Source organism: Vibrio sp. JPW-9-11-11 (genome assembly GCF_013369335.1).
Lineage (GTDB): Bacteria > Pseudomonadota > Gammaproteobacteria > Enterobacterales > Vibrionaceae > Vibrio.
In genome coordinates this window covers 110,704-136,643 of the sequence record NZ_SZQJ01000004.1, presented here as the reverse complement: position 1 = coordinate 136,643, position 25,940 = coordinate 110,704, and the positions used below count along the sequence as shown (strand labels likewise).

Below are 25,940 nucleotides of genomic sequence, written 5' to 3'. Positions count from 1 at the left end.
ATTTCCCCCTACAAACTGTGCCCAAATGTGCCTTCAGTACCACCTTTGCTGCGATCGACATATGTCGGCTCTTCGGTGCTTGGGGCTTGAGTAACGCTAGGCGAGGCGATATAGGCACCGCGTCCAAGCAAGTAGTATTCAAAATCATTGGGTTCGACATAGAAATCAGTAGGCAGCGTCACTTTTCTGCGATCGACAGGCCTTGCTAATCGAGGGGTAACTAAAATCACCAACTCGGTCTCGCCTGAAATATACTCTTGACTGTTAAACAACTGGCCTAGGATTGGAATGTCACTAAAACCGGGCATTTCATTGACGACATCACGTACATTTTCGCTAATCAACCCCGCAATCCCAATCGTCTGCCCATCGGCGAGTTCAAGAGTTGAAGAGGCGCTGCGACGAGTAATCGGAGGGATAACGTAGGTGCTATTGGTACTTCCGGGCGCAAGGGTGAGTGACGAGGTATTCGCGATTTCACTCACATCCACGGCAAGGTTCAAATTGATTTTCTGATCGGATAGAACCGTGGGAATGAACTTCAACCCCACCCCATACTCTTTATATTCAATGGTGATACCATTTTCATCAGGTACCGGAATGGGAAACTCCCCCCCAGCCAAAAACTCCGCTTTCGAACCACTGAGCGAGGTTAAATTGGGTTCGGCGAGAACTTTAGCGGTACCATTTTGTTTGGCGATATCAAGAGCAAAGGTAAACAACGTATTGCTATCGATAAAGGTTCCAAGCAGACCCGTGCTATCAATACTTGGTGCGTTGAAAATAGGCCCTATCGCACCACTGGCAAGATCATCAATGACGCCCCCACCGGAAGTGCCACCCCAACCAAAGTTCCCGTTCTGTTGAAAGAAGTGGAAGTTGGCGTCAAATTTTCTCACTAAGCTGCGCTGCACTTCGGCAACCGTCACTTCCAGCATCACCTGCTGAGCACCGCCAATCGTCATTAGGTTGATCACCCCGGTTTTCTGCACTTGCTCACTTAACGATTTGTTTTCTTTGTCCGCTTCTTGACCAGCCGAATAGGTCTCGGCGACTCGAAGTGCGATATTCATCGCCGACTGATGACTCACTTGACCGCTTAAAATCAACCGATTTTGTGCGCTGTGCACATTAATGGATTCATTCGGTAAAAACTCATACAGCTTGGCCTTTAAACTGTTGAGATCGTGAGTGACTTCAATATTGATCGATTCAATGAGCCGCCCGCGACTGTCCCAAGCCATCAAGTTAGTCGAGCCCAGTTTCTTACCAATCAAAAACACCTCATCAGATTTGAGCATAACGATATCAAGCACGTCTGGGTCGCCGAGAGAAACGCGTTTCGCTTTCCCCGCCAAAGTAACGTGAGTCGATTTATGATGAGGGACTTTAACCAACTTACCAGACTGAGTGGCGGCCTGAGATGTTAGGCTAAAAACAAACAAAAACATGATAAAAACAATAATCTTGCGCATAGGTCACCTCAATCCTTGACTCTAATACTGCTCTTCTCAGTGCCTTTTAAGATGGTGACACTAGGAGCAACGTATCTTTTGACGACTTTTTCTTCTTCCGCATGAGGATTTCGTAGTGTCAGCTGGATTTCCCCTTTACTGCGCGCCGACAATAGTTTTTCCGCTTCATTAGGTGAAACTTCAAGTGTCACCGCTCGAACAATTATCGGTTTGTTTTCAGCCGTTCTGGCCGTTTGGTCTACGGCAAGCACTTTGATGTTTTTCAAAACGGTCAGGGTTCTTGCTGACGTACGGCTATAACTAATCGTGTTCAAAACATCGACCCGATTCCCGGGCAAAAGAAAGCCCGCCACGCCAATAACATCATTGACTCGAATGGTCACCGCGCGTTTATCTTCCGGAATCAGCGCAGCTAACGTTGAGCCCTCGCCGGAGTTGGCGAGACGATTTTGAGTAATGATTTCTCCTGGATAAATCGTGGTAGCCGCGACTTGCCCAACCAGTGCTTCTTCAGACGAGAACTGACTCTCATCTCGCCAAGCCACTTCGAGCAGTTTAGGGCTGACATGCTGTTGTTCGATAATGGTTCCAGAGGGGATCTCTTGCGCAGCCACCAGCACGGGTTCACGCTCAACCACTTCAACTTCTGTTTGTGGGGTTATTTGCCGATCCATCCACTGCTTGGCAAAGAAAACGGCCCCCAGACCAAAAGCGATAGAGAGTAAGAATAATAAGATAATTTGGCTTCGACTCATCGAGCACCTCCACCTTTACCATCCGCTGTAAAGTAGACTTCCCAAGCTCGGTTGATGATTTCGGAGGTAATGACTGGCTCTGCTTCCTCGAAAACGATGATATCGCGGCTAATACCCACCAAATCTTTGGGAATACAAGGATAAAACCCTACACTGTGCTGCTGATGTAACGCGAGCAAGGTAGAAAAACAGCCCTCTGCGAGTTGCAAACTTCTCCCTTGAGAGAGCTTGTCCCATAGCTGGCGATACTCCGTTTCCAACAAAGGACCAAATTGAATTTTGTAGCCTAATCGACGTAAAAACGCGGGGTCACTGATCTTTTCTGGATCCAAGTTCGTAGAGAAGGCTAATGTGAGTATAAATGGAATAGTGATTTGCTGCCCGTTAGGTAACGATAAATAATCGTAAAAGTACTCCATTGGCACTATCCAACGATTGAGCAACGTCGCAACTGGCATGGTCTGACGACCTAAGTCATCGATAATGAATATGCCGTTGTTGGCCATCATTTGCAGCGGCGCCATCCACACGCGGTTATGTTCGCTGTGGTTCACCTCCAGCATATCCATGGTGAGCTCCCCGCCAACCTGGATACTTGGCCGCTCGCATAAGCACCAACGGCGGTCAAACTGCTCTTTAAACGTGATAGATTGGATTTCCCCACTGGTTACACGTTTATGGTGCTGGGGGGAGAACACCTTGATGATGTTCCCCGCGGCATAAACAGCGTAAGGGATATAGACCGAGGTATTGAGTGAGTTGAGAATACGCGTGGCAACAAAGGTTTTACCTGTACCCGCATCGCCGTAAAGGAGCAGTGCGCGTCCGGAATTAATCGCAGGCCCCAGACTACCAATCATACGTTCGGCGCCCAGAACCTCATTTAATGCATAGGTGACATCTTGGCGATTTACCATCTGTGCCCGCACGTCCTGAGCTTTGACCATAGCGTCGTAATCGGTCAATGACACTGGCGCTGGCCCTAAATAGGCATCTTTGGCAAACGCGACATCGGCCTCTTGCATCCCTTGCTCTGACAGCCCATAACGAACATGCCCTGAACTGACAGATTGATACCCAGCACTTTGAGCCTGAAACACTTCAACTAAGGACTTCGACCTCAAGTCTCCCAACATTTCTTCAATCATATGGCTATTGATGCACATGAGTTTTGTCAATTGCAAGATGTCTGACTTAGGGTAGGCTGCAAGCTGCTTAACAAGTAGGTTCTCAAGCACGGCTCTTGGAATACCTAGCGCATCAAAAGAGGTTGGCACAGCGGGGGCATCAGCCTGTGGCGTTAGTTCCACTCTGTGCTTAATTGGAGCGGTCGACTGAACCATAATGACTCCTTGTCATCTCTTGGTTTAGAAGTAGTGAAAAAGAGCAAGCCCCATCACCACCACCGGTGCAAATGGCATACGCAACTTGTGTTCAGAAGCGTCTTTACCTGCCACCAAAGCGTTCGTTTGACTGCCGTAAGCAGCCATAAGGGAATATTTAGTCAATAATTCTTTGATTGATGCGCCAGTAATTACCCTATTCAGCGCTGCGTATAACAACCCAACCACAACACTTGCAAAGCCGATCCAAGCCGATGCAGGCAATAAACTCCCCCAACCGAGCCAAAACCCAACCACGCCGAGCAACTTAACATCGCCAGGCGCCATAACCCGCGCAAAGTGGAGTAAAAGAGCACAAAAAAACAACGCCAAGCCGCCTGACAAAGCGGTGATTAACCCGTCAAGCGGGTGAGGCTGGAAAAGCACATTGACGAGGCAAACTGAGAGTACGACGAGAAGGAAAGAGTTAGGAATGCGGTGCTCTTTTGCATCATTGATGGCTATGGCTATAAAACCTAACCAAATCAGATAGTTCATCATAGCTCACCTCTTTCGCACCAAACTAGAAAATAGTGCCCAACTCAGAGGTCAATGAATCACTGAATGCTGCAAATACTCCCGTGAAAACAATCACCATCAAACCAGCCCCGACCACATACTCTACGACGGTCAAGCCACTTTCATCGGCGAGAAAATTCTTTACGCTAACTAATCCACTCATATATCCCCCTAAAAGCAGTTAGGCTTGTAAAACTAAGGTTTAGATTTACAAGCCTAATTCAATAATAGTCGGGGGATTGATAAAATGCTTACATTAATATCAATTATTATCTGGCAGTTTATTATCCAGCGTCAGCTGCAGGTGCTGCATCAAAGATGGTGTCTAGCTCGCCTTGTAGTAGCGTACCTAAGTTGTCAAATACAGCAGCAAGTGCGATAACAATCAGGCCGGCGCCAACTACGTACTCAACCACAGTCAACCCTTCTTCATCTTGCATAAAAGTAGTGATGTTTTTAATTAGCTTGCTCATGATGTGTCTCCTTCCAAAGTTCATTAAGCTGTGCGCTTATTGATAAATTTAGAGATATCGAGCGACAATGGTTAGGACTTTTTTAACCATTGTTAGGACTTTTTTGGCATATAAACAGTGAAACTACGGCCTAAGCAATCAAAAACATTGACCAAGATCTTATTTTGAAATAAATACTCTAACTGGTAGCCGATGTAAAAACTTCTTTTTATCAATGCACTAAATGAATGACGTGCTACTCTTTTTGCACGATAACAGATAACTTCTACATGTCTTATTTATAAGACTTGACAAAAACCAAGAAGAAGAAAAACGAGACATTAGTTCAAATAATAACCAACCAAACTATAAGCAAACTCAATAGCAAGCTTGCTGCCTTTCGACTTCTATGTCTAAGCTGAAAGTTGTACCTATCACTCAACTCGAACTTACGAGGCTTAGAATCTAGCGTGGATGTACTTCATAAAGGCTATTGGCTTGGTCAATCTATCACCTACGTACCTAAAGATATGGTGCGCAACTTAGAAGAGCACTTTCATTTGCTCGATTACGGCTATGATGTCTCTGTTCTGAGTGAGCCTGACATCCATTTTTGTTTTTTTTTCTACGAAACAGCCTTCCACTCGCTATTTCTTACTGCCATCAAGTTGTGTCAGAACTTAGATAAACACCTAGTCGTCCTTCATACCGCTCCACTTCCCACCGAATTTGACGAGCTAGAGGTGGTGTTTGCTACTTTTAACGTACAGACAGACGATATGCACCTTTGGGTGGAAGAACTGAATAAGCAAGTCATTTATCAGTTTACTCAGCATCAAGAGATCTTAGACATTCACAAACTGACCCAAAATCACGCGAATAAACACGTCAGCAAAGATTTGGTCGAGATGTTGAGGTACATAGAAAAAAACCTATCACGCACAATACGCGAAGAAGATGTGGCCGAGTATTGTCATTATTCTGTTACCTATTTTTCCAAGTTTTTCCATAAAACAATTGGCGTCCGTTTTCGCGACTATTTAACCTTAAAGCGCATCGCGTTAGCCAAACAATTACTGGTGAGCGACAAAAAAGAGAAGATCTCATTTATCGCTTTTCAGTGTGGGTATAACGATGTCTCATACTTTTCACGTATTTTCAAAAAGAAAACCGGAATTAGCCCTGCCACTTACCGTCAACTACACTAACGATGTCATGGTCACAAGATGAGCGCAAACTGACGATTAATGCTTTCATCCCTTTTAGTGAGCGTGTTAGAGTTAACATTCTATTAACAATAAATATAACATTTGCCAATAACACGGAGTTAGAGAATGATTCAGCCTAACGAGTTGAGCAAACCAACCTGTGCTCTCCCCCCACCTAACGAGATGATCCTGAAATGGGCAGCGGAACGCCCAAACCAGGTTTACCTCAAACAAACCATCAACCGTCAACACGTCGAGTTTACCTACGCACAAGTCGCGGACCAGGCACTGAAGTTGGTTTCTGCGCTCAACAACTTAGGCGTTAAGCCCGGTGACAAAGTTGCCCTGATCTCAAAAAACTGTGCCGAGTGGTTTATTTGTGATCTCGCTATGATGCTAGGAGATTTTGTTAGCGTGCCCATTTTCCCTACCGCGGGAGCCGACACTATCGAATACTGTTTAACTCATAGTGAAAGCAAGGCAATGATTGCTGGTAAACTCGATGATGCCACTGCCACACAGCAAGTAATCGACAGTATTGCAGAAGTGATCACCATTGCCCTTCCCTACGATTCTGCGCCGCGTTGTCAGCATCAATATACCGATCTGATTGCATCGGCAGAACCGAGTGAAGCTCGGCCTGAACACTATGACGATAAACTCATGTCTATTGTTTATACCTCGGGCACCTCAGGGCTTCCTAAAGGCGCGATGCTCACTTATGGGGCATTTTGTTGGTCGGCACAACAGCTCATCAATCATATTGGTATTGAAGAAGAAGACCGCTTATTCTCATACTTACCACTGGCGCACATCACCGAGCGAGTGTATATCTTTGGCTCGTCAATCATGGGGGGGGTAGAGACCGCCTTTCCAGAATCACTCGATACCTTCATTGAAGATGTCAAAATGCAAAGGCCCACTTTATTTATTTCTGTCCCACGCCTTTGGACACTGTTCCAACAACGAATTCAAGACAAATTACCGCCTAAGAAGCTCAACTTACTGCTTAAGATTCCTTTGGTTAACTCCCTGATTAAAAAGAAACTCGCCGAAGGGTTAGGGTTAGATAAAGCCAGAGTACTAGGCTGTGGTTCTGCGCCAGTTTCACCAGCGCTACTTGAGTGGTATCACAGTGTGGGTTTAAACATCACCGAAGCGTGGGGGATGACAGAGTCGTTCGCCTACAGCACGTTAAACTATCCCTTTAGAGGCGATAAAATCGGCAGCGTCGGGAATGCTGGCCCCGGTATCGAGCTTAAAATAGCCGCTGATGACGAGATCATGGTACGCAGTAAAGGCATGTTTTCGGGTTACTACAAAAATGATATCGCGACGCAAGAATCATTTGACTCCGAAGGCTGGCTACACACGGGGGATATTGGCGCAATCGACAGTGAGGGATATCTAACCATTCAAGGACGCAAAAAAGATACCTTTAAAACAGCGAAAGGCAAATTCGTCGCACCAGTCCCGATTGAGAAAAAACTGTTCGAATATAGCCGCGTTGAAATGATGTGCTTAATCGGACTCGGCTTGCCCGCCCCCATCCTACTAGTGGTGCCACATGATTTCCCTCATTTCGATCGAGCTCGTTACGAAAGAACGACAAAGAAAGTGATCGCGCGTATGAATGCCGAGCTTGAGTCGCATGAACAAATCAAAGGGGTACTAATGATCAAAGACCCGTGGACGATTGAAAACGGGATTCTTACTCCGACATTAAAGATCAAACGCCATGTTTTAGAGCAAAAATATCATGATGTAGGCCATAACTGGCCAAAAGGTCAACTGGTCGTTTGGGAGGAGTAGAGCCCTAGAACACTCATCAAGACAAAGGAGAGCCTAACCATGCTCTCCTTTTTCTTTTGCTCTAAAGGGATTATGATGCTTTCACCTTGAAAATCATTGGGACATGGATATGGATGCAAGGCTGCATCATTTAGCGGGATTACGTTACTTTGAAGTTGCCGCTCGACTTAATAGCTACAGTCGAGCGGCCGATGAACTTTGTATCAGTCAAGCCGCGGTGAGCCAAAAAATTCGTCAACTCGAAGAGGGATTGGGCTGCAAGCTGTTTATGCGTGACGGACGAGAAATGCGCCTTACAGAGCAAGGTAAGACTTTGTTTATCCATGTGTCTCAAGGATTTGAATCGATTGTCAGCGGTCTCAATCAGATACAAAATGAACCGATTGAAGGCCTGCTGTGCGTTAGCTCTACGCCCTCCTTCGCCTCCCGCTGGTTATTGCCACGCTTGTGGAAATTTTCGACTCAACACCCAAATGTCCCAATTCGCATCATTACCAGTTGTGATGCTCCGAACTTAAAACAGGGCGATGCCGACGTCGCGATATGGCAAGGTGAAGCCCTTGATACACCAAGCGGACAACAGCTTCACAAGGAGTGTCTATTTGAAGAGAGCATTTATCCCTTTTGCTCTCCACGCCTTGCAGACAGTATTGGCCTGTCGGAGCCGAAACAATTACTCAATACTTGGTTAATTCATTACGAATCAGGCGGCTATCCTTGGCAAACTTGGTTCGCTCAAGCAGGTGTTTCAATGAACAAGGAGTCCGTTCAATGGATGGATGTCAGTACCTTCGATCACGCCATGAATGCGGTAATGGCGGGTCATGGCGCTTGTTTGGCCTCTGACTCTCTCGCCAGTGATTATGTTGAACGAGGTTTGCTGATCAAACCTTTTGATATTGGCATGATTCCCGGCATTCAATTTAATCTCTTTTATGACAACGAGTCCCCTCGCAGGCAAAGAATCTCAGCCTTTGCCAACTGGCTACATAGTGAAATTGCAGAGTAACTCTTTTTGCGGATTACTCATCCCAAAATCGTCGAATGCTTTCTTCATGCGATTGCTCTTTCGTTAGTCCAAGATCATCAAGAAGATGATCTGGCAAATTTTCCAACTGCTGACGAGTGTGATAATTTCTCCACCAACGCTTCAATATAGTTAAGATTTTTTTATCCCAAACTAAAGTATCAGATAATTTTTGTTTGTAGCCATATTCTGAAGTTTCCATGGTTTCTCTCCTCTCTTGCATTTAATGATTAAATAATTAACCATGAACCTATCTTGCTCAAACGATACAAATTGACCTTCAGTTAAGGAAAACTAAAGTGAAAGATCGATTACCACCTTTGCAGGGCATTTATTACTTTTATACCGCAGCGAGGCTGGGCAGCTTCAAACTGGCAGCCCAAGAGCTCTATGTCACCGCTGCAGCCATTAGCCAACAGATACGTCAACTGGAAGACTTCTTAGGTGCGGAGCTGTTCTTGAGGCAGCATCGTAAAGTCACGCTAACCATGGAGGGGGAGATACTCTATGATCAAACGCAACGAGGCTTTGAGCATCTTCATCGCGGTATTCGACAAATCAACCAAGATCCGAACCCTAACCAGCTGTCCATTTCGACATTACCTTCCTTTGCCCAGCACTGGTTAGTACCGAGGATTGGCCACTTTAGACAGCAAAACCCAGATCTTGAACTGATGATTGAGCCCACCAGCGAACTGGCTGATTTTCAAAACTCTAGTCTCGATTTGTGTATTCGATATGGACCTGGGGATTATCCAAACATCACTTCAGAATTACTTATTGAAGAGTTGCTCTATCCCGTTTGTCACCCCATCTACCAAGAGCAACACGGTATATACGAACTCAGCGACCTAACAGGCGCGGACTTGATTGAAGATTATTGGCGAGATCTTGACTGGGGAATTTGGCTTAACAATGTGGGTCATAAAGCCTCTAAGCCAACACTTAAATACAACGGCTCCCACTTTGTGTTGGAAGGCGCTTTAGCCGTTCAAGGCGTCGCACTCGCCAAACATACCTTAGCTCAACGTTACATTGATGAAGGAAAACTAGTTAGAATCGGTAATCTAGCGCAGCGTACCGACTACAACTATTTCCTATGTGCGCCACGTGCCTACTTTAAAAGAGAGAAAATCAAACGCTTCTGTGAATGGATTTTTAACCAAGCCAAGGAGTGCCAGAAGCTCGATCATTTAGGTTTGGAGATTATTGATAGCCGCAGTCCGAGATGAGCCAGAGCGGGAGTCAGGAATCGGGATGATTTGCTGTGCTGAAGTTTTGTCATCCCCAAGAGCAAGGAACGAGTGAACTGGGGGATCTCTCGAAGAAAACCGGATACTAAATGAGATTCCCTACTCGCTCCTTCGTCACTCTACGGAATGACACCAATAATTGCAGAAGGGCGAGACTCTCGTAGCACAGCGCACTATAGGACGAAGTCCGTTCCCGTTCTCCGCAACAAAAAAGCCCCAGTCTTTCGACTAGGGCTTTTAAAGCTATCTAGCTAAAGCAAGAATTACTTCTTAGCTTCACGCTCTTTAACTTCTGCGATAACTTGCTCAGCAACGTTTGCTGGACAAGGTGCGTATTGACCGAACTCCATAGAGAACTGGCCACGACCAGAAGTGATAGTACGTAGGTGACCGATGTAGCCAAACATTTCTGATAGAGGAACGTCTGCTTTAATACGAACACCTGTAGTACCAGCTTGTTGGTCTTTGATCATACCACGACGACGGTTAAGGTCACCGATTACGTCACCAACGTTGTCTTCTGGAGTGAATACGTCAACTTTCATGATTGGCTCAAGAAGCTGTGCACCCGCTTTAGGCATAGACTGACGGAATGCACCTTTAGCTGCGATTTCGTAAGCGATTGCTGAAGAGTCAACTGCGTGGAAGCCACCGTCGAATAGCTCAACTTCTACGTCTAGAGTTGGGAAACCAGCTAGAACACCAGTAGCCATCATAGATTCGAAGCCTTTCTCTACTGCAGGCCAGAATTCTTTAGGTACGTTACCACCAACAACCGTTGATTTGAACGTGAAGCCAGAGTTTGGCTCACCTGGTTTGATACGGTAGTCGATCTTACCGAACTGACCAGAACCACCAGACTGCTTCTTGTGCGTGTAGCTATCTTCAACTGCTTGAGTGATAGTTTCACGGTAAGCTACCTGTGGAGCACCTACTTCAAGCTCAACGCCATAAGTACGCTTAAGGATGTCTACCTTGATGTCTAGGTGAAGTTCACCCATACCTTTCAGGATAGTTTCGCCTGAGTCTTCGTCAGTCTCAACTTGGAATGATGGATCTTCTGCAACCATCTTACCGATCGCAATACCCATTTTCTCTGTAGAACCTTTGTCTTTCGGAGAAACAGCGATAGAGATTACTGGTTCTGGGAAGATCATAGCTTCTAGAGTACATTCATGCTTAGGATCACATAAAGTGTGACCAGTTTGAACGTTCTTCATACCTACGATAGCGATGATGTCGCCCGCTTGAGCTTCAGTTAGCTCGTTACGCTCGTCCGCTTGCATCTCACACATACGGCCGATACGCTCTGTTTTGCCCGTTGCTGAGTTAAGGATAGTGTCACCTTTCTTCAGACGGCCAGAGTAGATACGTACGAATGTTAGTGCGCCAAAACGGTCATCCATGATCTTGAATGCTAGCGCTTTAAGTGGCTCATCAGCAGATACAGTTGCAACTTCGCCAGTTGGCTCACCAGTTTCTGGATCTGTTAGAGGCTGAGGATCAACTTCGTTTGGCGCTGGTAGGTAATCTACAACAGCGTCAAGGATAAGCTGCATACCTTTGTTTTTGAATGCAGAACCACAGAACGTTGGGAAGAACGCTAGCTCACGTGTACCTTTACGGATACAAGCTTTTAGCTGCTCGATAGTTGGCTCTTCGCCTTCCATGTAAGCTTCCATTAGGTCGTCGTCTTGCTCTACAGCAGTCTCAACAAGCTCTTCACGGTATGCTTCTAGGTCATCAACCATGTCAGCTGGAACTTCTTTGATTTCGTAGTTCTCTGGAAGACCTGTGTCATCCCAAACGTAAGCTTGGCGGTTTAGAACGTCTACAACACCAACGAAATCGTCTTCACGACCGATTGGCAGAGTCATAACTAGTGGGTTTGCACCTAGTACGTTCTTCACTTGGTCAACAACGTTGAAGAAGTCAGCACCCATGCGGTCTAGTTTGTTTACGAAAATCAGACGAGCAACTTCTGAATCGTTCGCGTAACGCCAGTTTGTTTCTGACTGAGGTTCAACACCACCAGAACCACAGAATACACCGATACCACCGTCAAGAACTTTAAGTGAACGGTATACTTCTACTGTAAAGTCAACGTGTCCCGGAGTATCGATAACGTTTAGGCGGTGGCCATTCCACTCACAAGTTACCGCAGCAGACTGGATAGTAATACCACGCTCAGCTTCCTGTTCCATGAAGTCAGTCGTAGACTCACCGTCGTGTACTTCACCAGTTTTGTGGATTTTACCAGTAAGCTTAAGGATACGCTCAGTGGTGGTAGTTTTACCCGCATCAACGTGCGCGAAAATACCAATGTTTCTGTACTTTGATAAATCTGCCATTGTCTTACTCTGTTTATAAGGTATAAATTGCGCGCAGAGTATATCACAATCTGTCAAGACTGATACCCTTGCAAGCGCCGTATGTTAAAAAAATTTTCGCTTTGATTTGCCACTAGTTAAGGATAGGCAAAAGCGTGTGTCGTGCTTAAAATTTACGCATAAATAATAGACGATATTGCTTGGCTCGCGGCTAATTTATGTTCCTTATTACCTTCATTTTGAACGTTGTAACAAGGAAATCTTTAGCTCAGCATAATAACAGCTGCTACTTGCTCCGAAAGGTCGAACTACCCAAATATTATCTAGTGCTAATACTGGACTATCTTTTTTGCAGCCAATAAACCGAAGATGATAGCAGACTTTTTGTCCAGCACCCAACACTCTCGCCGGATAAGCTTGAGTTGTCGCTCATCAAACTGTCATAAATAAAGCCAGCAACTCAGTCACTGGCTTCATATCATGGAACGCTGTATGAGAGCTGACTAGCGAGGACAGATTTCCGAGCTCGGGAAAAAGAACTCAATTTCTCGAGCTGCAGATTCAGGGCTATCTGAGCCGTGAACTGAGTTGTGGCGCATACTGAGCGCATAATCAGCACGAATCGTACCGCACGCCGCTTGTTCCGGGTTGGTTTTGCCCATAAGTTCGCGGTAACGTGCGATTGCATCCTCACCTTCCAGTACTTGAACCATCACAGGTCCTGATGTCATGTACTCTTTTAATGCAGGGAAAAACTCTTTCCCTTCATGTTCTGCGTAAAAACCACTGGCTTGCTCTTCAGTCAAATGCACCATTTTAGCGGCGATAATACGCAATCCAGCCTTTTCAATACGGTGATAGATCTCGCCAATAAGGTTACGTTCTACTGCGTCAGGCTTAACAATAGAAAACGTTCTTTCTAGAGCCATAAGGGTATCCTTTCGTTTATTGTTTTAATGGAAGAGGCTCTATGGCCTCTTAAATTTATTTTTCAGCTTGTTGAAGTAATAGACCAGCTAAGGTTCGTACGCCGACGCCTGTAGCACCAGCTGCCCATTTATCAGTCGGCCCTTTGCGATAGGTCGCAGCGCAATCGAAGTGCAACCAACCTTTTTTGTAGTCTTCAACGAAGTAAGATAAGAAGGCGGCAGCAGTGCTTGCACCTGGTGAATAATCACCACTACTGATGTTAGACAAGTCGGCAAAATTTGAAGGTAACATCCCACGATGGAAATCCGCCAACGGAAGGGGCCACAGCCCTTCTTTTTCCTGGTTGGCAGCAGTAAGCGCTTGATGAGACAGCTCATCATCAAAGCTCATCAAGGCGTGATAATCGTTGCCGAGTGCGTTCTTCGCTGCACCAGTTAAAGTAGCACAGTCGATGATTAGCTCTGGTTTCTGTTCACTGGCGTAAAGCAGCCCGTCAGCCAGAACCAAACGCCCTTCGGCATCAGTATTCATAATCTCAACGGTTTTACCATTCTTATAGGTGATAATATCGCCCAATTTGAGAGCTCGACCAGAAATCATGTTTTCTGCGCAGCATAAAATCAGTTTCACTCGCTTGTTGAGCCCGCGCATAATCGCTAAGCCTAAGCCACCTGTAATCGTACCTGAACCGCCCATATCCGCTTTCATCGCAGTCATGAAGTTTGACGGTTTAATGCTGTAGCCGCCAGAGTCAAAAGTGATCCCTTTACCTACTAGACAGGCAAACACAGGTGCATTTTCATCACCCGTCGGGTTGAAATCTAACTGAAGCATTGCCGAAGTGCGTTCTGAACCTCGACCTACCGCATAAATGCCTTGCCACCCTTCTGTAAGCAGGTCTTTGTCTTTAACGATGCGAGCGGTGACTGTCCCTTCTGGTGCGACAGACTTGATAAACTCAGCAGCCATCGTGGCCAGTTGACGAGGCGCAACTTCTTCTGCCGGTTTGTTAATAATATCGCGGGTGAAGTCAGTCGCTTTTATGCGTGCGTGTAATTCTGATTGCTCCGCTTCAGCCAGTGATGGCCACTCCATGGTGTTGGTCTTTTTCGGCCCACGGTAGCCTTGGTGAAAAGCCCAAATTGTTTCAAGGTCCCACTCCTGGCCTTGCAAAGAAACCCTCACAATACCTTGGGTATCAAGCTTTCGAGCAGCACGTTGAATCGCGCCCAAGTCATGGCTGTCCGCCAAATGAACAGTCGCGCTATTATCTGAAAAAGAGAGAATTGCCTTCTCCCCCCATTGAGGTGCTGCTGGGGATTGGCTTAGAAATACTGACATCTGTGTAGACATGGTTACTCCTTGTCTTTGCTGGCGCTGCCTACGCCTTTTCTATTCACAGCAGAATGTTAACACTTTAAAGTGACATTGATAAAAAAACGGACCATAAGGTCCGCTTTTTTTGCTAATTTTTGTTAACTAAGATGGTTTTCCCCGCGAGGATTAGTCCATTTCATCCATCCAACACAAAATCACCGCTTCTAGAATTTTTTCATTGGAACGATTTGGCTCATCGTCAAACTCTTCAAGCTCTGTAATCCACTGGTGCAGGTCGGTAAAACGCACGTTTTTTGGATCTACGTCTGGGAATTTGTCACACAACTCAATTGCGATGTCTCGTGAATCAGTCCACTTCATTGCTCCCTTCCTTTCTATCCAATAATTAATGATCTTCTGATGCGTGGTTTAGCGTATATTTAGGAATTTCTACAACCAGGTCTTCATCGGTCACTTTTGCCTGGCAGCCTAAACGAGACTCTGGTTCTAGTCCCCAAGCTTTGTCTAGCATGTCATCTTCAAGCTCATCGCTCTCCTCAAGAGAATCAAAGCCTTCGCGAATCACCACGTGACAAGTGGTACACGCACATGACTTCTCACAAGCGTGCTCAATTCCAATACCGTTTTTCAGTGCCACATCAAGCACAGTTTCGCCAGATTGTGCCTCTAGTACAGCACCTTCAGGGCATAGATCTTCGTGCGGCAAAACAATAATCTTTGGCATAACTTTATCTCTTAAATATCATTGACTGATTGACCTGCCAGCGCAGCTCGAATCGATTTATCCATACGGCGCGATGCAAAGTCTTGGCTTGCTTTGTCCGTGTCTTTGATGCCTTGTTCGATTGCATCTGCATCATCACCATTGCGCAGCTCAATCAGTGCTTCAATCACTTTTAGCAGCCTCGCTCTTTCGTCCTCTGACAGCAAATCATCACCATCAGCTTGCATGGCCGCTATCAAGCCTTCAATTACACGATCAGCTTCTACACGCTGTTCTGCTAGGGCTCTCGCTTGCATATCTTCTTTGGCATGAGTCATCGAATCACGCAGCATGTTTGCCACCTCATCGTCGCTCAATCCATAGGAAGGCTTGACTTGGATCTCAGACTGAACACCCGTGCTTTTTTCCATCGCCGTGACAGAAAGCAACCCATCGGCATCCACTTGGTAAGTGACACGAATATGCGCAGCTCCCGCCGCCATGGCCGGAATGCCTTTGAGTGAAAAGCGCGCGAGTGAACGACAATCATCAACCATTTCACGCTCACCTTGAACGACATGAACACTCATCGCTGTTTGACCGTCCTTGAAGGTGGTAAACTCTTGCGCTCGAGCGACGGGGATAGTGGTATTACGCGGCACGATTTTTTCGACCAGCCCCCCCATAGTTTCAATGCCAAGAGATAGCGGGATCACATCGAGTAATAACATCTCCGAGTCGGGCTTATTGCCCACCAAGATATCGGCCTGAATACCAGCACCGATAGCGACTACTTCGTCAGGATTAATGCTCGTCAATGGAGTGCGGCCAAAGAAATCACCGACCATTTCACGTACCAGTAAGGTACGCGTGGAACCACCAACCATCACGACTTCTAACACGTCTTCTGCATCGACATCTGCATCTTTCAACGCACGGCGACAAGAGAACAGTGTTTTCTTAACCAACGGGCGAATGAGCTCTTCGAACTCCTGGCGAGACACTTTACCCGACCAACCCAATACGTCTACATCAACATTATCTTGCTCAGAAAACGCTATTTTGGTTTTGGTTGCGACATTAACAACGATACGGTGTTGCTCTGCAGTGAGCGGGACTGCTACTCCCGATTTTTCAATCAAGAAGTCTGCCAATAAGTGATCAAAGTCGTCACCGCCTAAAGCTGAGTCACCGCCCGTCGCGAGCACCTCGAATACCCCCTTTGACAAGCGCAAAATCGAGATATCAAAAGTCCCGCCGCCCAAGTCGTAAACTGCAATCACGCCCTCTTGACCAGAATCAAGTCCGTAGGCAATCGCTGCGGCAGTCGGCTCGTTCAATAAGCGTAGAACATGCAAACCCGCGAGTTTTGCTGCGTCTTTAGTTCCTGCACGCTGGGCGTCGTCAAAGTAGGCGGGAACCGTAATCACAGCGCCAGCAAGTTCTCCCCCTAAAGTCTGTTCGGCACGCTGGCCCAAAGCACGTAAAATATCTGCAGACACTTCGATTGGGTTCTTCGCTCCGTCGGCAGTTTGGATAACTGGCAACCCACTTTTACTAGTGGTGAACTGGTAAGGGAGGTTAGGGTAACGGGTTTGGATGTCATTCAAAGAACGCCCCAACAGACGCTTAACTGAAATGATCGTATTCTCAGGATCTGTTTCTGCTTTCGCTTTAGCACGCTCGCCAACAATAGGCTGTTGCTCTGAATAGTGGACGACGGAAGGCAGTATGCTCTGACCCTGTTGATCTTTTAAAGTAGCAGCATCACCACTACGCACAGAAGCAACCAAAGAGTTGGTTGTACCTAAATCGATACCGACTGCAAGTTTGTGCTCATGTGGCGCCGAGCTCTGGCCCGGTTCTGCAATTTGAAGTAATGCCATGGTGACCCTTGTTGTTCTCTAGCCGAGGAGCTTCTCTTCCGCTAACTCGATTTCATGTTTTAATTTGGCAATAAATTTTAGTTTGCGCACTCGATCTGCCGCTTGCGGCCAATCTGCTCGATCTAAATCTTTTTCAACATCTACAAGGTGCTGTTTATACATCTTGGATACTTTGGCTTCAAAATCGAACAACGCTGTGTCTGGTTCGGCACTCGAAGTGATCTCTTCTAGCTCTTCACGCAGCTCCATCTGTTGCATCAGAAACATCGGATCTTGCATGGTTTGCTGTTCACCACGAATGTCTACACCGTGTTCAGCCAGCAAATACTCAGCTCGCGCAACCGGGTTTCTTAGTGTTTGATAAGCATCGTTAATCTGTGCCGCTTTCTGCACCGCCATCAAACGATCACGCTCTGAGGCACTTGCAAACTTATCCGGATGAAACTGCATCTGCAATTGACGGAACTGAGAAGAAAGAAGGCTACCATCCAGCGAAAACTGACTTGGTAGCCCAAATAATTCAAAGTAATTCATGCTGAATTCGGTCCTTGGTAATCTACCAGCAGGCCGAAGCCCACTGGTGCTATCAATTAAACGTTGAAGCTCTCACCACAACCACATTCGCTCTTGGCATTTGGGTTATTAAACTCAAACCCTTCATTCAAGCCTTCTTTCACGTAATCAAGCTCAGTACCATCGAGATAAACTAAGCTTTTCTGGTCGATAATGACTTTGACGCCTTCGTGTTCGAAAACTTGATCTTCTTCGTTTAACTCATCGACAAACTCGAGAACATAAGCCATACCAGAACAGCCCGTCGTCTTTACACCCAAGCGTAAACCGATACCTTTCCCTCGGTTATCTAGGAATGATTTAACGCGACTTGCCGCGGCTTCTGTCATTGTGATGGCCATACTGCACCTTAGTTTGTCTTTTGCGAATGAAATGGGAGAACAAGGCTCCCATTATATACAGATTACTTATTATTGGTGTTTTTTCTTGTAGTCAGCAACGGCTGCTTTTATTGCGTCTTCCGCAAGAATTGAACAGTGAACTTTTACAGGTGGAAGCTCAAGCTCTTCAGCAATTTCTGAATTTTTGATTGCCGCTGCGTCGTCAATGCTTTTACCTTTCACCCACTCGGTAACCAGTGAGCTTGAAGCAATCGCGCTACCACAACCGTAGGTTTTGAATTTTGCATCTTCAATAATGCCTTCTGGCGTTACCTTGATTTGCAGTTTCATCACATCACCACACGCAGGAGCACCAACCATACCACTCCCGACATTTGGATCTTCTTTATCAAATGAACCAACGTTACGTGGGTTCTCGTAGTGATCAATTACTTTTTCGCTATATGCCATGATATTTACCTCGAATCCTCTATTTATATCCTTGGAACCAGACGCGCTATTAGTGGTGAGCCCACTCAACAGTGCTTAGGTCGATTCCCTCTTTGTACATATCCCATAGAGGAGACATGTCTCGCAGTTTAATCACTGCAGTACGAATTTGTTCAATTGCGTAGTCGATCTCTTCTTCAGTGGTAAAGCGACCAAAAGAGAAGCGGACCGAGCTATGCGCTAGTTCGTCATCTAAACCAAGAGCTCGTAAAACGTATGAAGGCTCAAGGCTTGCTGAAGTACAGGCACTGCCAGAAGATACGGCGAGGTCTTTAAGTGACATCAGCAGTGACTCACCTTCAACAAAAGCAAAGCTCACGTTCAAGTTATGCGGCACACGCTGCTCTAAGTCACCATTAACAGTGACCGCTTCTAGGTCTTTGACACCGTCTAATAGACGGTTGCGAAGGGCAAGTGCGTGGTCGAAGTCTTTCTGCATATCTTCTTTAGCGATGCGGAAGGCTTCACCCATACCTACAATTTGGTGAGTCGCTAGTGTGCCTGAGCGGAAACCTCGCTCGTGACCACCACCGTGCATTTGTGCTTCTAGACGAATGCGAGGCTTGCGACGAACGTAAAGAGCACCGATGCCTTTAGGACCGTATGCTTTGTGCGCAGAAAGTGAAATTAAGTCAACTTTCATCTCTTGAACATCGATAGGAAGTTTACCTGCAGACTGGGCAGCATCAACGTGGAACACGACCTTATTGTCACGACACAGTTCACCAATCGAAGCGATATCTTGGATAACACCAATCTCGTTGTTTACATGCATAATAGAGACAAGAACGGTGTCTTCACGCATAGCTTCTTTTAGCTTATTAAGGTCAATTAGACCATTCGATTCTGGCTCAAGGTAAGTGACTTCAAAACCTTCACGTTCAAGCTGACGACAAGGGTCGAGTACTGCTTTGTGTTCAGTTTTGCAAGTGATAACGTGCTTGCCTTTCTTCGAGTAAAAGTGTGCAGCACCTTTAATCGCTAAGTTGTCAGACTCTGTGGCTCCAGACGTAAATACGATCTCGCGTGGATCGGCATTGAGCAAGTCAGCAATCTGCTCACGGGCTGTATCAACCGCTTCTTCTGCCTGCCAGCCGTAACGATGTGAACGTGACGCTGGGTTACCAAACGTACCATCCATAGTCATGTACTGAACCATTTTTTCAGCCACACGTGGATCAACTGGACAGGTCGCTGAATAATCTAGATAAATAGGCAGTTTCATTCTCTACTCCAATGTAACAGGCAGACCGCTTAAGAGCGGACGTTCACACCGATGGGTGCGGTGTGAGTATTTTTATTAGCGAACCCATTGTTCACGACAAGCTCGAGGTCTTGTCGATCAGAAATCTCTAGTACTTCGTTGTCTTTCATTAACTCGCCGAGTGTAATGTTATTCAAGAAGTCACTGATACGTGAACTTAAATCGCGCCATAGTGTATGTGTTAGGCATCGAGAACCACCTTGGCAGTCTCCTTTACCGTTACACTTAGTGGCGTCAACAGACTCATCCACCGCGGCGATCACAGTACCAATTGCGATTGAGTGTGCGTCTTCACCTAGACGGTAACCACCGCCTGGTCCACGCACACTGCTCACTAGACCAGCTTTACGTAACTTAGAAAAAAGCTGTTCTAGGTAAGATAGTGAAATCCCCTGACGTTCTGAAATGTCAGCGAGAGGTACAGGGCTTTGTTGTGAGTGTAGAGCCACATCTAACATGGCTGTCACTGCATATCTTCCTTTAGATGTAAGTCTCATATAACACCATATCCACATCGTTAATGTGGTAGGAATTTTTACATACCCGACCAAAATGGTCAAGTATTTAATTGACTAAAATAGTCAGGTATTTAACCACTTCACGAAAAAGGTTATTTTTTATCGGCGATGCGCTTCTCTACCGATGTCAAAATACCACGCAGGATGTTTAACTCTTGTGCTTCTGGGCGAGCACGACTGAATAAGCGACGGAGCTTATTCATCACTTTTCCGGGTTGCTCATCATTAATGAATTGGGTCTTCTTAGCCACATTTTCAAGATGCTGGAAGAACAATTCGAGTTCTTTATGCCGTGGGTACTCAAGCGGTTCCGATGGCACGTATTGACTCTGTTGAGACTCGAGATACGCTACACGTATTTCATAGCTTAGGGTTTGCACCGCCATTGCTAAATTCAAAGAGCTATATTCTGGATTAGCAGGAATACAGACATGATAATGACATGTTTGCAGTTCATCGTTAGTCAGGCCTGTACGTTCTCTTCCAAACACCAAGGCGACGGAACTGCTCTGACCCTCTTCAACAAACTTAACACCACACGCTCTAGGCTCAAGCATCGGCCATTCTAGAGTACGTGAGCGAGCACTAGAGCCAACCACAAGCGAGCAGTCAGCGACAGCTTCTGCCAGGCTATTGACGATTGTGGCGTTCTCAGCAATATCCGCAGCCCCGGAGGCTAAAGCGATAGTTTGCTCGTCAACGTGACACTGCGGATCGACCAATATCATATTCGTCAACCCCATCACTTTCATGGCACGCGCTGCAGAGCCAATATTTCCGGAGTGTGAAGTCCCAACTAGGACCACTTTGACGTTGTCGAGCATGATAAAATCCTAACACTAAAATTGAAGCTGCAAGATAGTATCATATACCTGAGTAAAATGGTCAGACCCTCGAGACTAAAAAACCGAAAGCACAAAAATTAACCACTTCCATTTAACTAGTAATCTGGTATACTGCCGCCCGTTTTTCTGTTCTTTAACATCCGTTGGGAAATTAGTATGCATCCAATGCTTAATATCGCTATTCGTGCTGCACGAAAAGCTGGCAACCATATTGCTAAATCTTTAGAAAATGCTGAGAAGATCGAATCTACTCAGAAAGGCACGAATGACTTTGTTACTAACGTAGACAAAGAAGCGGAAACTATCATCATCGATACGATCAAGGCGTCTTACCCTGATCACTCTATCGTTGCTGAAGAAAATGGCGTCATCGAAGGTAAAGACCAAGACGTTCAATGGATCATCGACCCACTGGATGGCACAACAAACTTTGTAAAAGGTTTGCCACACTTCTCTGTATCTATCGCAGTTCGCATTAAAGGCAAAACTGAAGTTGCGTGTGTATATGACCCAATGCTAAACGAGCTATTCACTGCGCAGCGTGGAGCTGGTGCTCAGTTAAACAATGCTCGTATCCGCGTTAAGCAGCTAAAAGACCTTCAAGGCACAGTTCTGGCAACAGGTTTCCCATACAAGCAGAAGCAACACTCTGAGTCTTACTTCAAGATTATGTCTTCTCTATTTGTAGATTGTGCAGACTTCCGTCGCACTGGTTCTGCTGCTCTAGACCTATGTTACCTGGCTGCTGGCCGCGTTGATGGTTTCTTTGAGCTTGGTCTAAAACCTTGGGACATCGCTGCTGGTGAACTGATTGCTCGTGAAGCTGGCGCTATCGTGACTGACTTTGCTGGCGGTACTGAATATATGAAGTCGGGTAATGTAGTGGCTTCTAGCGCACGCGGTGTCAAAGGTATTCTAAAAAACATTCGTGAAAATAGTAACGACGCTATTTTAAAATAAGACTAAGCTCCGTCACAGCTGATTCAAGCCCACTCTACTAAGAGTGGGCTTTTTTATACGACTAATTTGGTAAAGTATGTACACAGCTCTTGGTGGTAAACCAACTGCTTGCTGGTCTAAATTATCATGCTGTAATGAAATGCGACGAGTATACGTATCGAGGGGTTGAGAGCGTCTTTTCGAGAACCCTACCTTCTGGGTCAGACATTTTTCATTGTGGCAACAGTAGCTCGACTCAACGAAACTTGTTGCCAAGAGCCAGCATTAGCTTTGTTTGAATATCAACGAAGTTCAAATATTTTACAGATAACCGTTTGAGAATATTGAGTAGTCAGAAAGCAAAAGGCTCTAGTCTTTCGACTAGAGCCTTTTTAATATGGCAGGGGTGGAGAGATTCGAACTCCCAACACGCGGATTTGGAATCCGCTGCTCTGCCAATTGGAGCTACACCCCTGTAGTTGTTTTAAAGACTTAACTTTGTCTGAATAAGTGGCGGAGTGGACGGGACTCGAAAGGCAGGACGCGTATAATACGCGATTGACTCAGTAAGTCAACATCTACCTCTAAGAAAACTTAAAGATTTATGGTGACTTGTCTACATCGTAGACAAAGTCAAAATTAAAGCCTGGCGATGTCCTACTCTCACATGGGGAAGCCCCACACTACCATCGGCGCTAATTCGTTTCACTTCTGAGTTCGGCATGGAATCAGGTGGGTCCAAATCGCTATGGTCGCCAAGCAAATTCTTTAATTCGGAAAGCTGTTATTGTGTTCTCTACACATTCAAATCTGTTCTTGCTTTGAGTCCATCAAAACCCTTTGGGTGTTGTATGGTTAAGCCTCACGGGCAATTAGTACAGGTTAGCTCAACGCCTCACAACGCTTACACACCCTGCCTATCAACGTTCTAGTCTCGAACAACCCTTTAGGACTCTCAAGGAGTCAGGGAAGACTCATCTCAGGGCTCGCTTCGCGCTTAGATGCTTTCAGCGCTTATCGATTCCGAACTTAGCTACCGGGCAATGCGTCTGGCGACACAACCCGAACACCAGAGGTTCGTCCACTCCGGTCCTCTCGTACTAGGAGCAGCCCCCTTCAATCTTCCAACGCCCACGGCAGATAGGGACCGAACTGTCTCACGACGTTCTAAACCCAGCTCGCGTACCACTTTAAATGGCGAACAGCCATACCCTTGGGACCGACTTCAGCCCCAGGATGTGATGAGCCGACATCGAGGTGCCAAACACCGCCGTCGATATGAACTCTTGGGCGGTATCAGCCTGTTATCCCCGGAGTACCTTTTATCCGTTGAGCGATGGCCCTTCCATACAGAACCACCGGATCACTATGACCTGCTTTCGCACCTGCTCGAATTGTCATTCTCGCAGTCAAGCGGGCTTATGCCATTGCACTAACCTCACGATGTCCAACCGTGATTAGCCCACCTTCGTGCTCCTCCGTTACTCTTTGGGAGGAGACCGCCCCAGTCAAACTACCCACCAGGCACTGTCCTCAACCCGGATAACGGGTCTAAGTTAGAACATCAACACTACAAGGGTGGTATTTCAAGGACGGCTCCAACGATACTGGCGTACCGTCTTCAAAGCCTCCCACCTATCCTACACATGTAGGGTCAATGTTCAGTGCCAAGCTGTAGTAAAGGTTCACGGGGTCTTTCCGTCTAGCCGCGGGTACACTGCATCTTCACAGCGATTTCAATTTCACTGAGTCTCGGGTGGAGACAGCGTGGCCATCATTACGCCATTCGTGCAGGTCGGAACTTACCCGACAAGGAATTTCGCTACCTTAGGACCGTTATAGTTACGGCCGCCGTTTACCGGGGCTTCGATCAAGAGCTTCGACTTACGTCTAACCCCATCAATTAACCTTCCGGCACCGGGCAGGCGTCACACCGTATACGTCATCTTACGATTTTGCACAGTGCTGTGTTTTTAATAAACAGTTGCAGCCACCTGGTATCTGCGACTTCCGATAGCTCCATCCGCGAGGGACTTCACCGTCAGAAGCGTACCTTCTCCCGAAGTTACGGTACCATTTTGCCTAGTTCCTTCACCCGAGTTCTCTCAAGCGCCTTGGTATTCTCTACCCGACCACCTGTGTCGGTTTGGGGTACGATTCCTTACAATCTGAAGCTTAGAGGCTTTTCCTGGAAGCATGGCATCAATGACTTCACATCCGTAGTTGCTCGACATCGTGTCTCAGCCTTAAAGAGAGCCGGATTTACCTAACTCTCAAGCCTACGCACTTGAACCTGGACAACCGTCGCCAGGCCCACCTAGCCTTCTCCGTCCCCCCATCGCAATTGTAAGAAGTACGGGAATATTAACCCGTTTCCCATCGACTACGCCTTTCGGCCTCGCCTTAGGGGTCGACTTACCCTGCCCCGATTAACGTTGGACAGGAACCCTTGGTCTTCCGGCGAGGAGGTTTTTCACCCCCTTTATCGTTACTCATGTCAGCATTCGCACTTCTGATACCTCCAGCAAGCTTTACAACTCACCTTCAACGGCTTACAGAACGCTCCCCTACCCAATACGATAAATCGCATTGCCGCAGCTTCGGTTTATAGCTTAGCCCCGTTACATCTTCCGCGCAGGCCGACTCGACTAGTGAGCTATTACGCTTTCTTTAAATGATGGCTGCTTCTAAGCCAACATCCTAGCTGTCTAAGCCTTCCCACATCGTTTCCCACTTAGCTATAATTTGGGACCTTAGCTGGCGGTCTGGGTTGTTTCCCTCTCCACGACGGACGTTAGCACCCGCCGTGTGTCTCCCGGATAGTACTTACTGGTATTCGGAGTTTGCAAAGGGTTGGTAAGTCGGGATGACCCCCTAGCCTTAACAGTGCTCTACCCCCAGTAGTATTCGTCCGAGGCTCTACCTAAATAGATTTCGGGGAGAACCAGCTATCTCCAGGTTTGATTGGCCTTTCACCCCTAGCCACAAGTCATCCGCTAATTTTTCAACATTAGTCGGTTCGGTCCTCCAGTTGATGTTACTCAACCTTCAACCTGCCCATGGCTAGATCACCTGGTTTCGGGTCTATATCCAGCAACTCGACGCCCAGTTAAGACTCGATTTCTCTACGGCTCCCCTAGATGGTTAACCTTGCTACTGAATATAAGTCGCTGACCCATTATACAAAAGGTACGCAGTCACAGGACAAGCCTGCTCCTACTGCTTGTACGTACACGGTTTCAGGTTCTATTTCACTCCCCTCACAGGGGTTCTTTTCGCCTTTCCCTCACGGTACTGGTTCACTATCGGTCAGTCAGTAGTATTTAGCCTTGGAGGATGGTCCCCCCATATTCAGACAGGATATCACGTGTCCCGCCCTACTCGATTTCACTGATGATGAGATGTCGGTTACGGGGCTATCACCCTGTATCGCGCCACTTTCCAGAGGCTTCACCTGTCTCATTAAAAGCTTAAGGGCTAGTCCAATTTCGCTCGCCGCTACTTTCGGAATCTCGGTTGATTTCTTTTCCTCGGGGTACTTAGATGTTTCAGTTCCCCCGGTTCGCCCTGTTAACCTATGTATTCAGTTAACAGTACTAGCTTATGCTAGTGGGTTTCCCCATTCAGAAATCCCAGACTCAAATGGTTGTTACTACCTAATCTGGGCTTATCGCAAGTTACTACGTCTTTCATCGCCTCTGACTGCCAAGGCATCCACCGTGTACGCTTAGTCACTTAACCATACAACCCCAAAGGGTCTTTACGTCAAACAACCAAAGTTGTCTGCATTTTTATACATGTGCAGACACGATTTTGCCGGACTCAAATATAAACATCACAATAAATTGTGGTGCTTTCCAAGAACACTTGAATGTGTGTTGGTACCTAATTCATAGAGTTA

At 46.5% G+C, this 25,940-nt stretch carries 24 protein-coding genes, 1 tRNA gene and 2 rRNA genes; 5 read left to right on the top strand and 22 right to left on the bottom strand.

What is annotated here, in order from left to right:
- Positions 1-8: 8 nt before the first annotated feature.
- The 6 genes from FCU94_RS03230 to FCU94_RS03205 form a co-directional block, all read right to left on the bottom strand.
- Positions 9-1,475, bottom strand: a complete 1,467-nt coding sequence (locus tag FCU94_RS03230; protein ID WP_176287110.1) for a type II and III secretion system protein family protein — start codon at positions 1,473-1,475, stop codon at positions 9-11.
- Positions 1,476-1,483: 8 nt separating this feature from the next.
- Positions 1,484-2,230, bottom strand: coding sequence for a Flp pilus assembly protein CpaB (gene cpaB / locus FCU94_RS03225; protein ID WP_176287109.1), 747 nt, complete (start codon positions 2,228-2,230; stop codon positions 1,484-1,486).
- Positions 2,227-3,573 (bottom strand): AAA family ATPase, encoded by a 1,347-nt coding sequence (locus FCU94_RS03220; protein WP_176287108.1) that lies wholly within the window; start codon positions 3,571-3,573, stop codon positions 2,227-2,229. Before FCU94_RS03220 ends, cpaB begins: the two co-directional genes overlap by 4 nt.
- Positions 3,574-3,597: 24 nt before the next feature.
- Entirely contained in the window at positions 3,598-4,113 is a 516-nt protein-coding gene (locus FCU94_RS03215) for a prepilin peptidase (protein ID WP_255199224.1), read from the bottom strand.
- Between the two features lie 22 nt (positions 4,114-4,135).
- Entirely contained in the window at positions 4,136-4,294 is a 159-nt protein-coding gene (locus FCU94_RS03210) for a Flp family type IVb pilin (protein ID WP_176287107.1), read from the bottom strand.
- A gap of 121 nt (positions 4,295-4,415) precedes the next feature.
- Entirely contained in the window at positions 4,416-4,604 is a 189-nt protein-coding gene (locus FCU94_RS03205) for a Flp family type IVb pilin (protein WP_176287106.1), read from the bottom strand.
- Positions 4,605-5,053: 449 nt separating this feature from the next.
- Between FCU94_RS03205 and FCU94_RS03200 the strand changes: the two genes are divergently transcribed.
- From FCU94_RS03200 to FCU94_RS03190, 3 genes are all read left to right on the top strand, one after another.
- Entirely contained in the window at positions 5,054-5,791 is a 738-nt protein-coding gene (locus FCU94_RS03200; RefSeq protein ID WP_176287105.1) for a helix-turn-helix domain-containing protein, read from the top strand.
- A gap of 126 nt (positions 5,792-5,917) precedes the next feature.
- The gene (locus tag FCU94_RS03195) at positions 5,918-7,603 is read left to right on the top strand and encodes an AMP-binding protein (protein ID WP_176287104.1); all 1,686 of its coding nucleotides are present in this window, start codon (positions 5,918-5,920) and stop codon (positions 7,601-7,603) included.
- Positions 7,604-7,712: 109 nt separating this feature from the next.
- Positions 7,713-8,612, top strand: a complete 900-nt coding sequence (locus tag FCU94_RS03190; RefSeq protein ID WP_176287103.1) for a LysR substrate-binding domain-containing protein — start codon at positions 7,713-7,715, stop codon at positions 8,610-8,612.
- A gap of 13 nt (positions 8,613-8,625) precedes the next feature.
- Here the strand turns inward: FCU94_RS03190 and FCU94_RS03185 are convergent, their stop codons facing one another.
- Entirely contained in the window at positions 8,626-8,832 is a 207-nt protein-coding gene (locus FCU94_RS03185; protein ID WP_176287102.1) for a DUF1127 domain-containing protein, read from the bottom strand.
- Between the two features lie 97 nt (positions 8,833-8,929).
- Here FCU94_RS03185 and FCU94_RS03180 point away from each other — a divergent pair, with 97 nt between their 5' ends.
- Positions 8,930-9,862 carry a LysR substrate-binding domain-containing protein gene (locus FCU94_RS03180; protein WP_176287101.1) on the top strand — a complete coding sequence of 311 codons (933 nt, stop codon included), beginning with the start codon at positions 8,930-8,932 and terminating at the stop codon, positions 9,860-9,862.
- A gap of 284 nt (positions 9,863-10,146) precedes the next feature.
- On the opposite strand, the gene fusA is transcribed toward FCU94_RS03180, so the two are convergent.
- The 12 genes from fusA to trmJ all read right to left on the bottom strand — a co-directional run bounded on the left by fusA (position 10,147) and on the right by trmJ (position 21,079).
- Positions 10,147-12,234, bottom strand: a complete 2,088-nt coding sequence (fusA, locus tag FCU94_RS03175; RefSeq protein ID WP_176287100.1) for an elongation factor G — start codon at positions 12,232-12,234, stop codon at positions 10,147-10,149.
- Between the two features lie 482 nt (positions 12,235-12,716).
- Entirely contained in the window at positions 12,717-13,142 is a 426-nt protein-coding gene (gene ndk, locus FCU94_RS03170) for a nucleoside-diphosphate kinase (protein ID WP_176287099.1), read from the bottom strand.
- Positions 13,143-13,197: 55 nt separating this feature from the next.
- Entirely contained in the window at positions 13,198-14,496 is a 1,299-nt protein-coding gene (gene pepB / locus FCU94_RS03165; protein ID WP_176287098.1) for an aminopeptidase PepB, read from the bottom strand.
- Between the two features lie 150 nt (positions 14,497-14,646).
- A complete protein-coding gene (gene iscX / locus FCU94_RS03160; RefSeq protein WP_176287097.1) occupies positions 14,647-14,841 on the bottom strand; it encodes a Fe-S cluster assembly protein IscX in 195 nt (64 codons plus the stop codon).
- A 25-nt stretch (positions 14,842-14,866) separates the two neighbouring features.
- Positions 14,867-15,205: an ISC system 2Fe-2S type ferredoxin gene (gene fdx, locus FCU94_RS03155; RefSeq protein ID WP_176287096.1), complete on the bottom strand. Its 339-nt coding sequence runs from the start codon at positions 15,203-15,205 to the stop codon at positions 14,867-14,869.
- A gap of 11 nt (positions 15,206-15,216) precedes the next feature.
- On the bottom strand, positions 15,217-17,070 hold the full coding sequence (gene hscA / locus FCU94_RS03150) for a Fe-S protein assembly chaperone HscA (RefSeq protein WP_176287095.1): 1,854 nt from the start codon (positions 17,068-17,070) through the stop codon (positions 15,217-15,219).
- 18 nt (positions 17,071-17,088) lie between these two features.
- On the bottom strand, positions 17,089-17,604 hold the full coding sequence (gene hscB, locus FCU94_RS03145) for a co-chaperone HscB (RefSeq protein ID WP_176287094.1): 516 nt from the start codon (positions 17,602-17,604) through the stop codon (positions 17,089-17,091).
- A 56-nt stretch (positions 17,605-17,660) separates the two neighbouring features.
- Positions 17,661-17,984, bottom strand: coding sequence for an iron-sulfur cluster assembly protein IscA (gene iscA / locus FCU94_RS03140; RefSeq protein ID WP_176287093.1), 324 nt, complete (start codon positions 17,982-17,984; stop codon positions 17,661-17,663).
- A 69-nt stretch (positions 17,985-18,053) separates the two neighbouring features.
- Positions 18,054-18,434 (bottom strand): Fe-S cluster assembly scaffold IscU, encoded by a 381-nt coding sequence (gene iscU, locus FCU94_RS03135; RefSeq protein WP_176287092.1) that lies wholly within the window; start codon positions 18,432-18,434, stop codon positions 18,054-18,056.
- 49 nt (positions 18,435-18,483) lie between these two features.
- A complete protein-coding gene (locus tag FCU94_RS03130; protein ID WP_176287091.1) occupies positions 18,484-19,698 on the bottom strand; it encodes an IscS subfamily cysteine desulfurase in 1,215 nt (404 codons plus the stop codon).
- A gap of 29 nt (positions 19,699-19,727) precedes the next feature.
- The gene (gene iscR / locus FCU94_RS03125) at positions 19,728-20,234 is read right to left on the bottom strand and encodes a Fe-S cluster assembly transcriptional regulator IscR (protein ID WP_176287090.1); all 507 of its coding nucleotides are present in this window, start codon (positions 20,232-20,234) and stop codon (positions 19,728-19,730) included.
- Between the two features lie 113 nt (positions 20,235-20,347).
- Positions 20,348-21,079 (bottom strand): tRNA (cytosine(32)/uridine(32)-2'-O)-methyltransferase TrmJ, encoded by a 732-nt coding sequence (trmJ, locus tag FCU94_RS03120; RefSeq protein WP_176287089.1) that lies wholly within the window; start codon positions 21,077-21,079, stop codon positions 20,348-20,350.
- Positions 21,080-21,256: 177 nt separating this feature from the next.
- Between trmJ and suhB the strand changes: the two genes are divergently transcribed.
- Positions 21,257-22,060, top strand: a complete 804-nt coding sequence (gene suhB / locus FCU94_RS03115) for an inositol-1-monophosphatase (RefSeq protein ID WP_176287088.1) — start codon at positions 21,257-21,259, stop codon at positions 22,058-22,060.
- Positions 22,061-22,437: 377 nt separating this feature from the next.
- Here suhB and FCU94_RS03110 read toward each other — a convergent pair.
- From FCU94_RS03110 to FCU94_RS03100, 3 genes are all read right to left on the bottom strand, one after another.
- A tRNA-Trp gene (locus FCU94_RS03110) sits at positions 22,438-22,514 on the bottom strand.
- Between the two features lie 169 nt (positions 22,515-22,683).
- Positions 22,684-22,799 (bottom strand): 5S ribosomal RNA (gene rrf / locus FCU94_RS03105).
- A gap of 91 nt (positions 22,800-22,890) precedes the next feature.
- Positions 22,891-25,780: ribosomal RNA gene (locus FCU94_RS03100) — 23S ribosomal RNA — on the bottom strand.
- Between the last annotated feature and the right edge of the window lie 160 nt (positions 25,781-25,940).

Bases quoted from the DNA above. Each gene is read 5' to 3' on its own strand.
- FCU94_RS03130 (WP_176287091.1), bottom strand. From the start codon at position 19,698: ATGAAACTGCCTATTTATCTAGATTATTCAGCGACCTGTCCAGTTGAT.
- FCU94_RS03220 (WP_176287108.1), bottom strand. From the start codon at position 3,573: ATGGTTCAGTCGACCGCTCCAATTAAGCACAGAGTGGAACTAACGCCA.
- fdx (WP_176287096.1), bottom strand. From the start codon at position 15,205: ATGCCAAAGATTATTGTTTTGCCGCACGAAGATCTATGCCCTGAAGGT.
- trmJ (WP_176287089.1), bottom strand. From the start codon at position 21,079: ATGCTCGACAACGTCAAAGTGGTCCTAGTTGGGACTTCACACTCCGGA.
- iscA (WP_176287093.1), bottom strand. From the start codon at position 17,984: ATGGCCATCACAATGACAGAAGCCGCGGCAAGTCGCGTTAAATCATTC.
- hscA (WP_176287095.1), bottom strand. From the start codon at position 17,070: ATGGCATTACTTCAAATTGCAGAACCGGGCCAGAGCTCGGCGCCACAT.
- FCU94_RS03195 (WP_176287104.1), top strand. From the start codon at position 5,918: ATGATTCAGCCTAACGAGTTGAGCAAACCAACCTGTGCTCTCCCCCCA.
- iscR (WP_176287090.1), bottom strand. From the start codon at position 20,234: ATGAGACTTACATCTAAAGGAAGATATGCAGTGACAGCCATGTTAGAT.
- fusA (WP_176287100.1), bottom strand. From the start codon at position 12,234: ATGGCAGATTTATCAAAGTACAGAAACATTGGTATTTTCGCGCACGTT.
- FCU94_RS03215 (WP_255199224.1), bottom strand. From the start codon at position 4,113: ATGATGAACTATCTGATTTGGTTAGGTTTTATAGCCATAGCCATCAAT.
- FCU94_RS03230 (WP_176287110.1), bottom strand. From the start codon at position 1,475: ATGCGCAAGATTATTGTTTTTATCATGTTTTTGTTTGTTTTTAGCCTA.
- FCU94_RS03205 (WP_176287106.1), bottom strand. From the start codon at position 4,604: ATGAGCAAGCTAATTAAAAACATCACTACTTTTATGCAAGATGAAGAA.
- ndk (WP_176287099.1), bottom strand. From the start codon at position 13,142: ATGGCTCTAGAAAGAACGTTTTCTATTGTTAAGCCTGACGCAGTAGAA.
- pepB (WP_176287098.1), bottom strand. From the start codon at position 14,496: ATGTCTACACAGATGTCAGTATTTCTAAGCCAATCCCCAGCAGCACCT.
- iscX (WP_176287097.1), bottom strand. From the start codon at position 14,841: ATGAAGTGGACTGATTCACGAGACATCGCAATTGAGTTGTGTGACAAA.
- FCU94_RS03185 (WP_176287102.1), bottom strand. From the start codon at position 8,832: ATGGAAACTTCAGAATATGGCTACAAACAAAAATTATCTGATACTTTA.
- hscB (WP_176287094.1), bottom strand. From the start codon at position 17,604: ATGAATTACTTTGAATTATTTGGGCTACCAAGTCAGTTTTCGCTGGAT.
- FCU94_RS03190 (WP_176287103.1), top strand. From the start codon at position 7,713: ATGGATGCAAGGCTGCATCATTTAGCGGGATTACGTTACTTTGAAGTT.
- iscU (WP_176287092.1), bottom strand. From the start codon at position 18,434: ATGGCATATAGCGAAAAAGTAATTGATCACTACGAGAACCCACGTAAC.
- FCU94_RS03210 (WP_176287107.1), bottom strand. From the start codon at position 4,294: ATGAGTGGATTAGTTAGCGTAAAGAATTTTCTCGCCGATGAAAGTGGC.
- cpaB (WP_176287109.1), bottom strand. From the start codon at position 2,230: ATGAGTCGAAGCCAAATTATCTTATTATTCTTACTCTCTATCGCTTTT.
- suhB (WP_176287088.1), top strand. From the start codon at position 21,257: ATGCATCCAATGCTTAATATCGCTATTCGTGCTGCACGAAAAGCTGGC.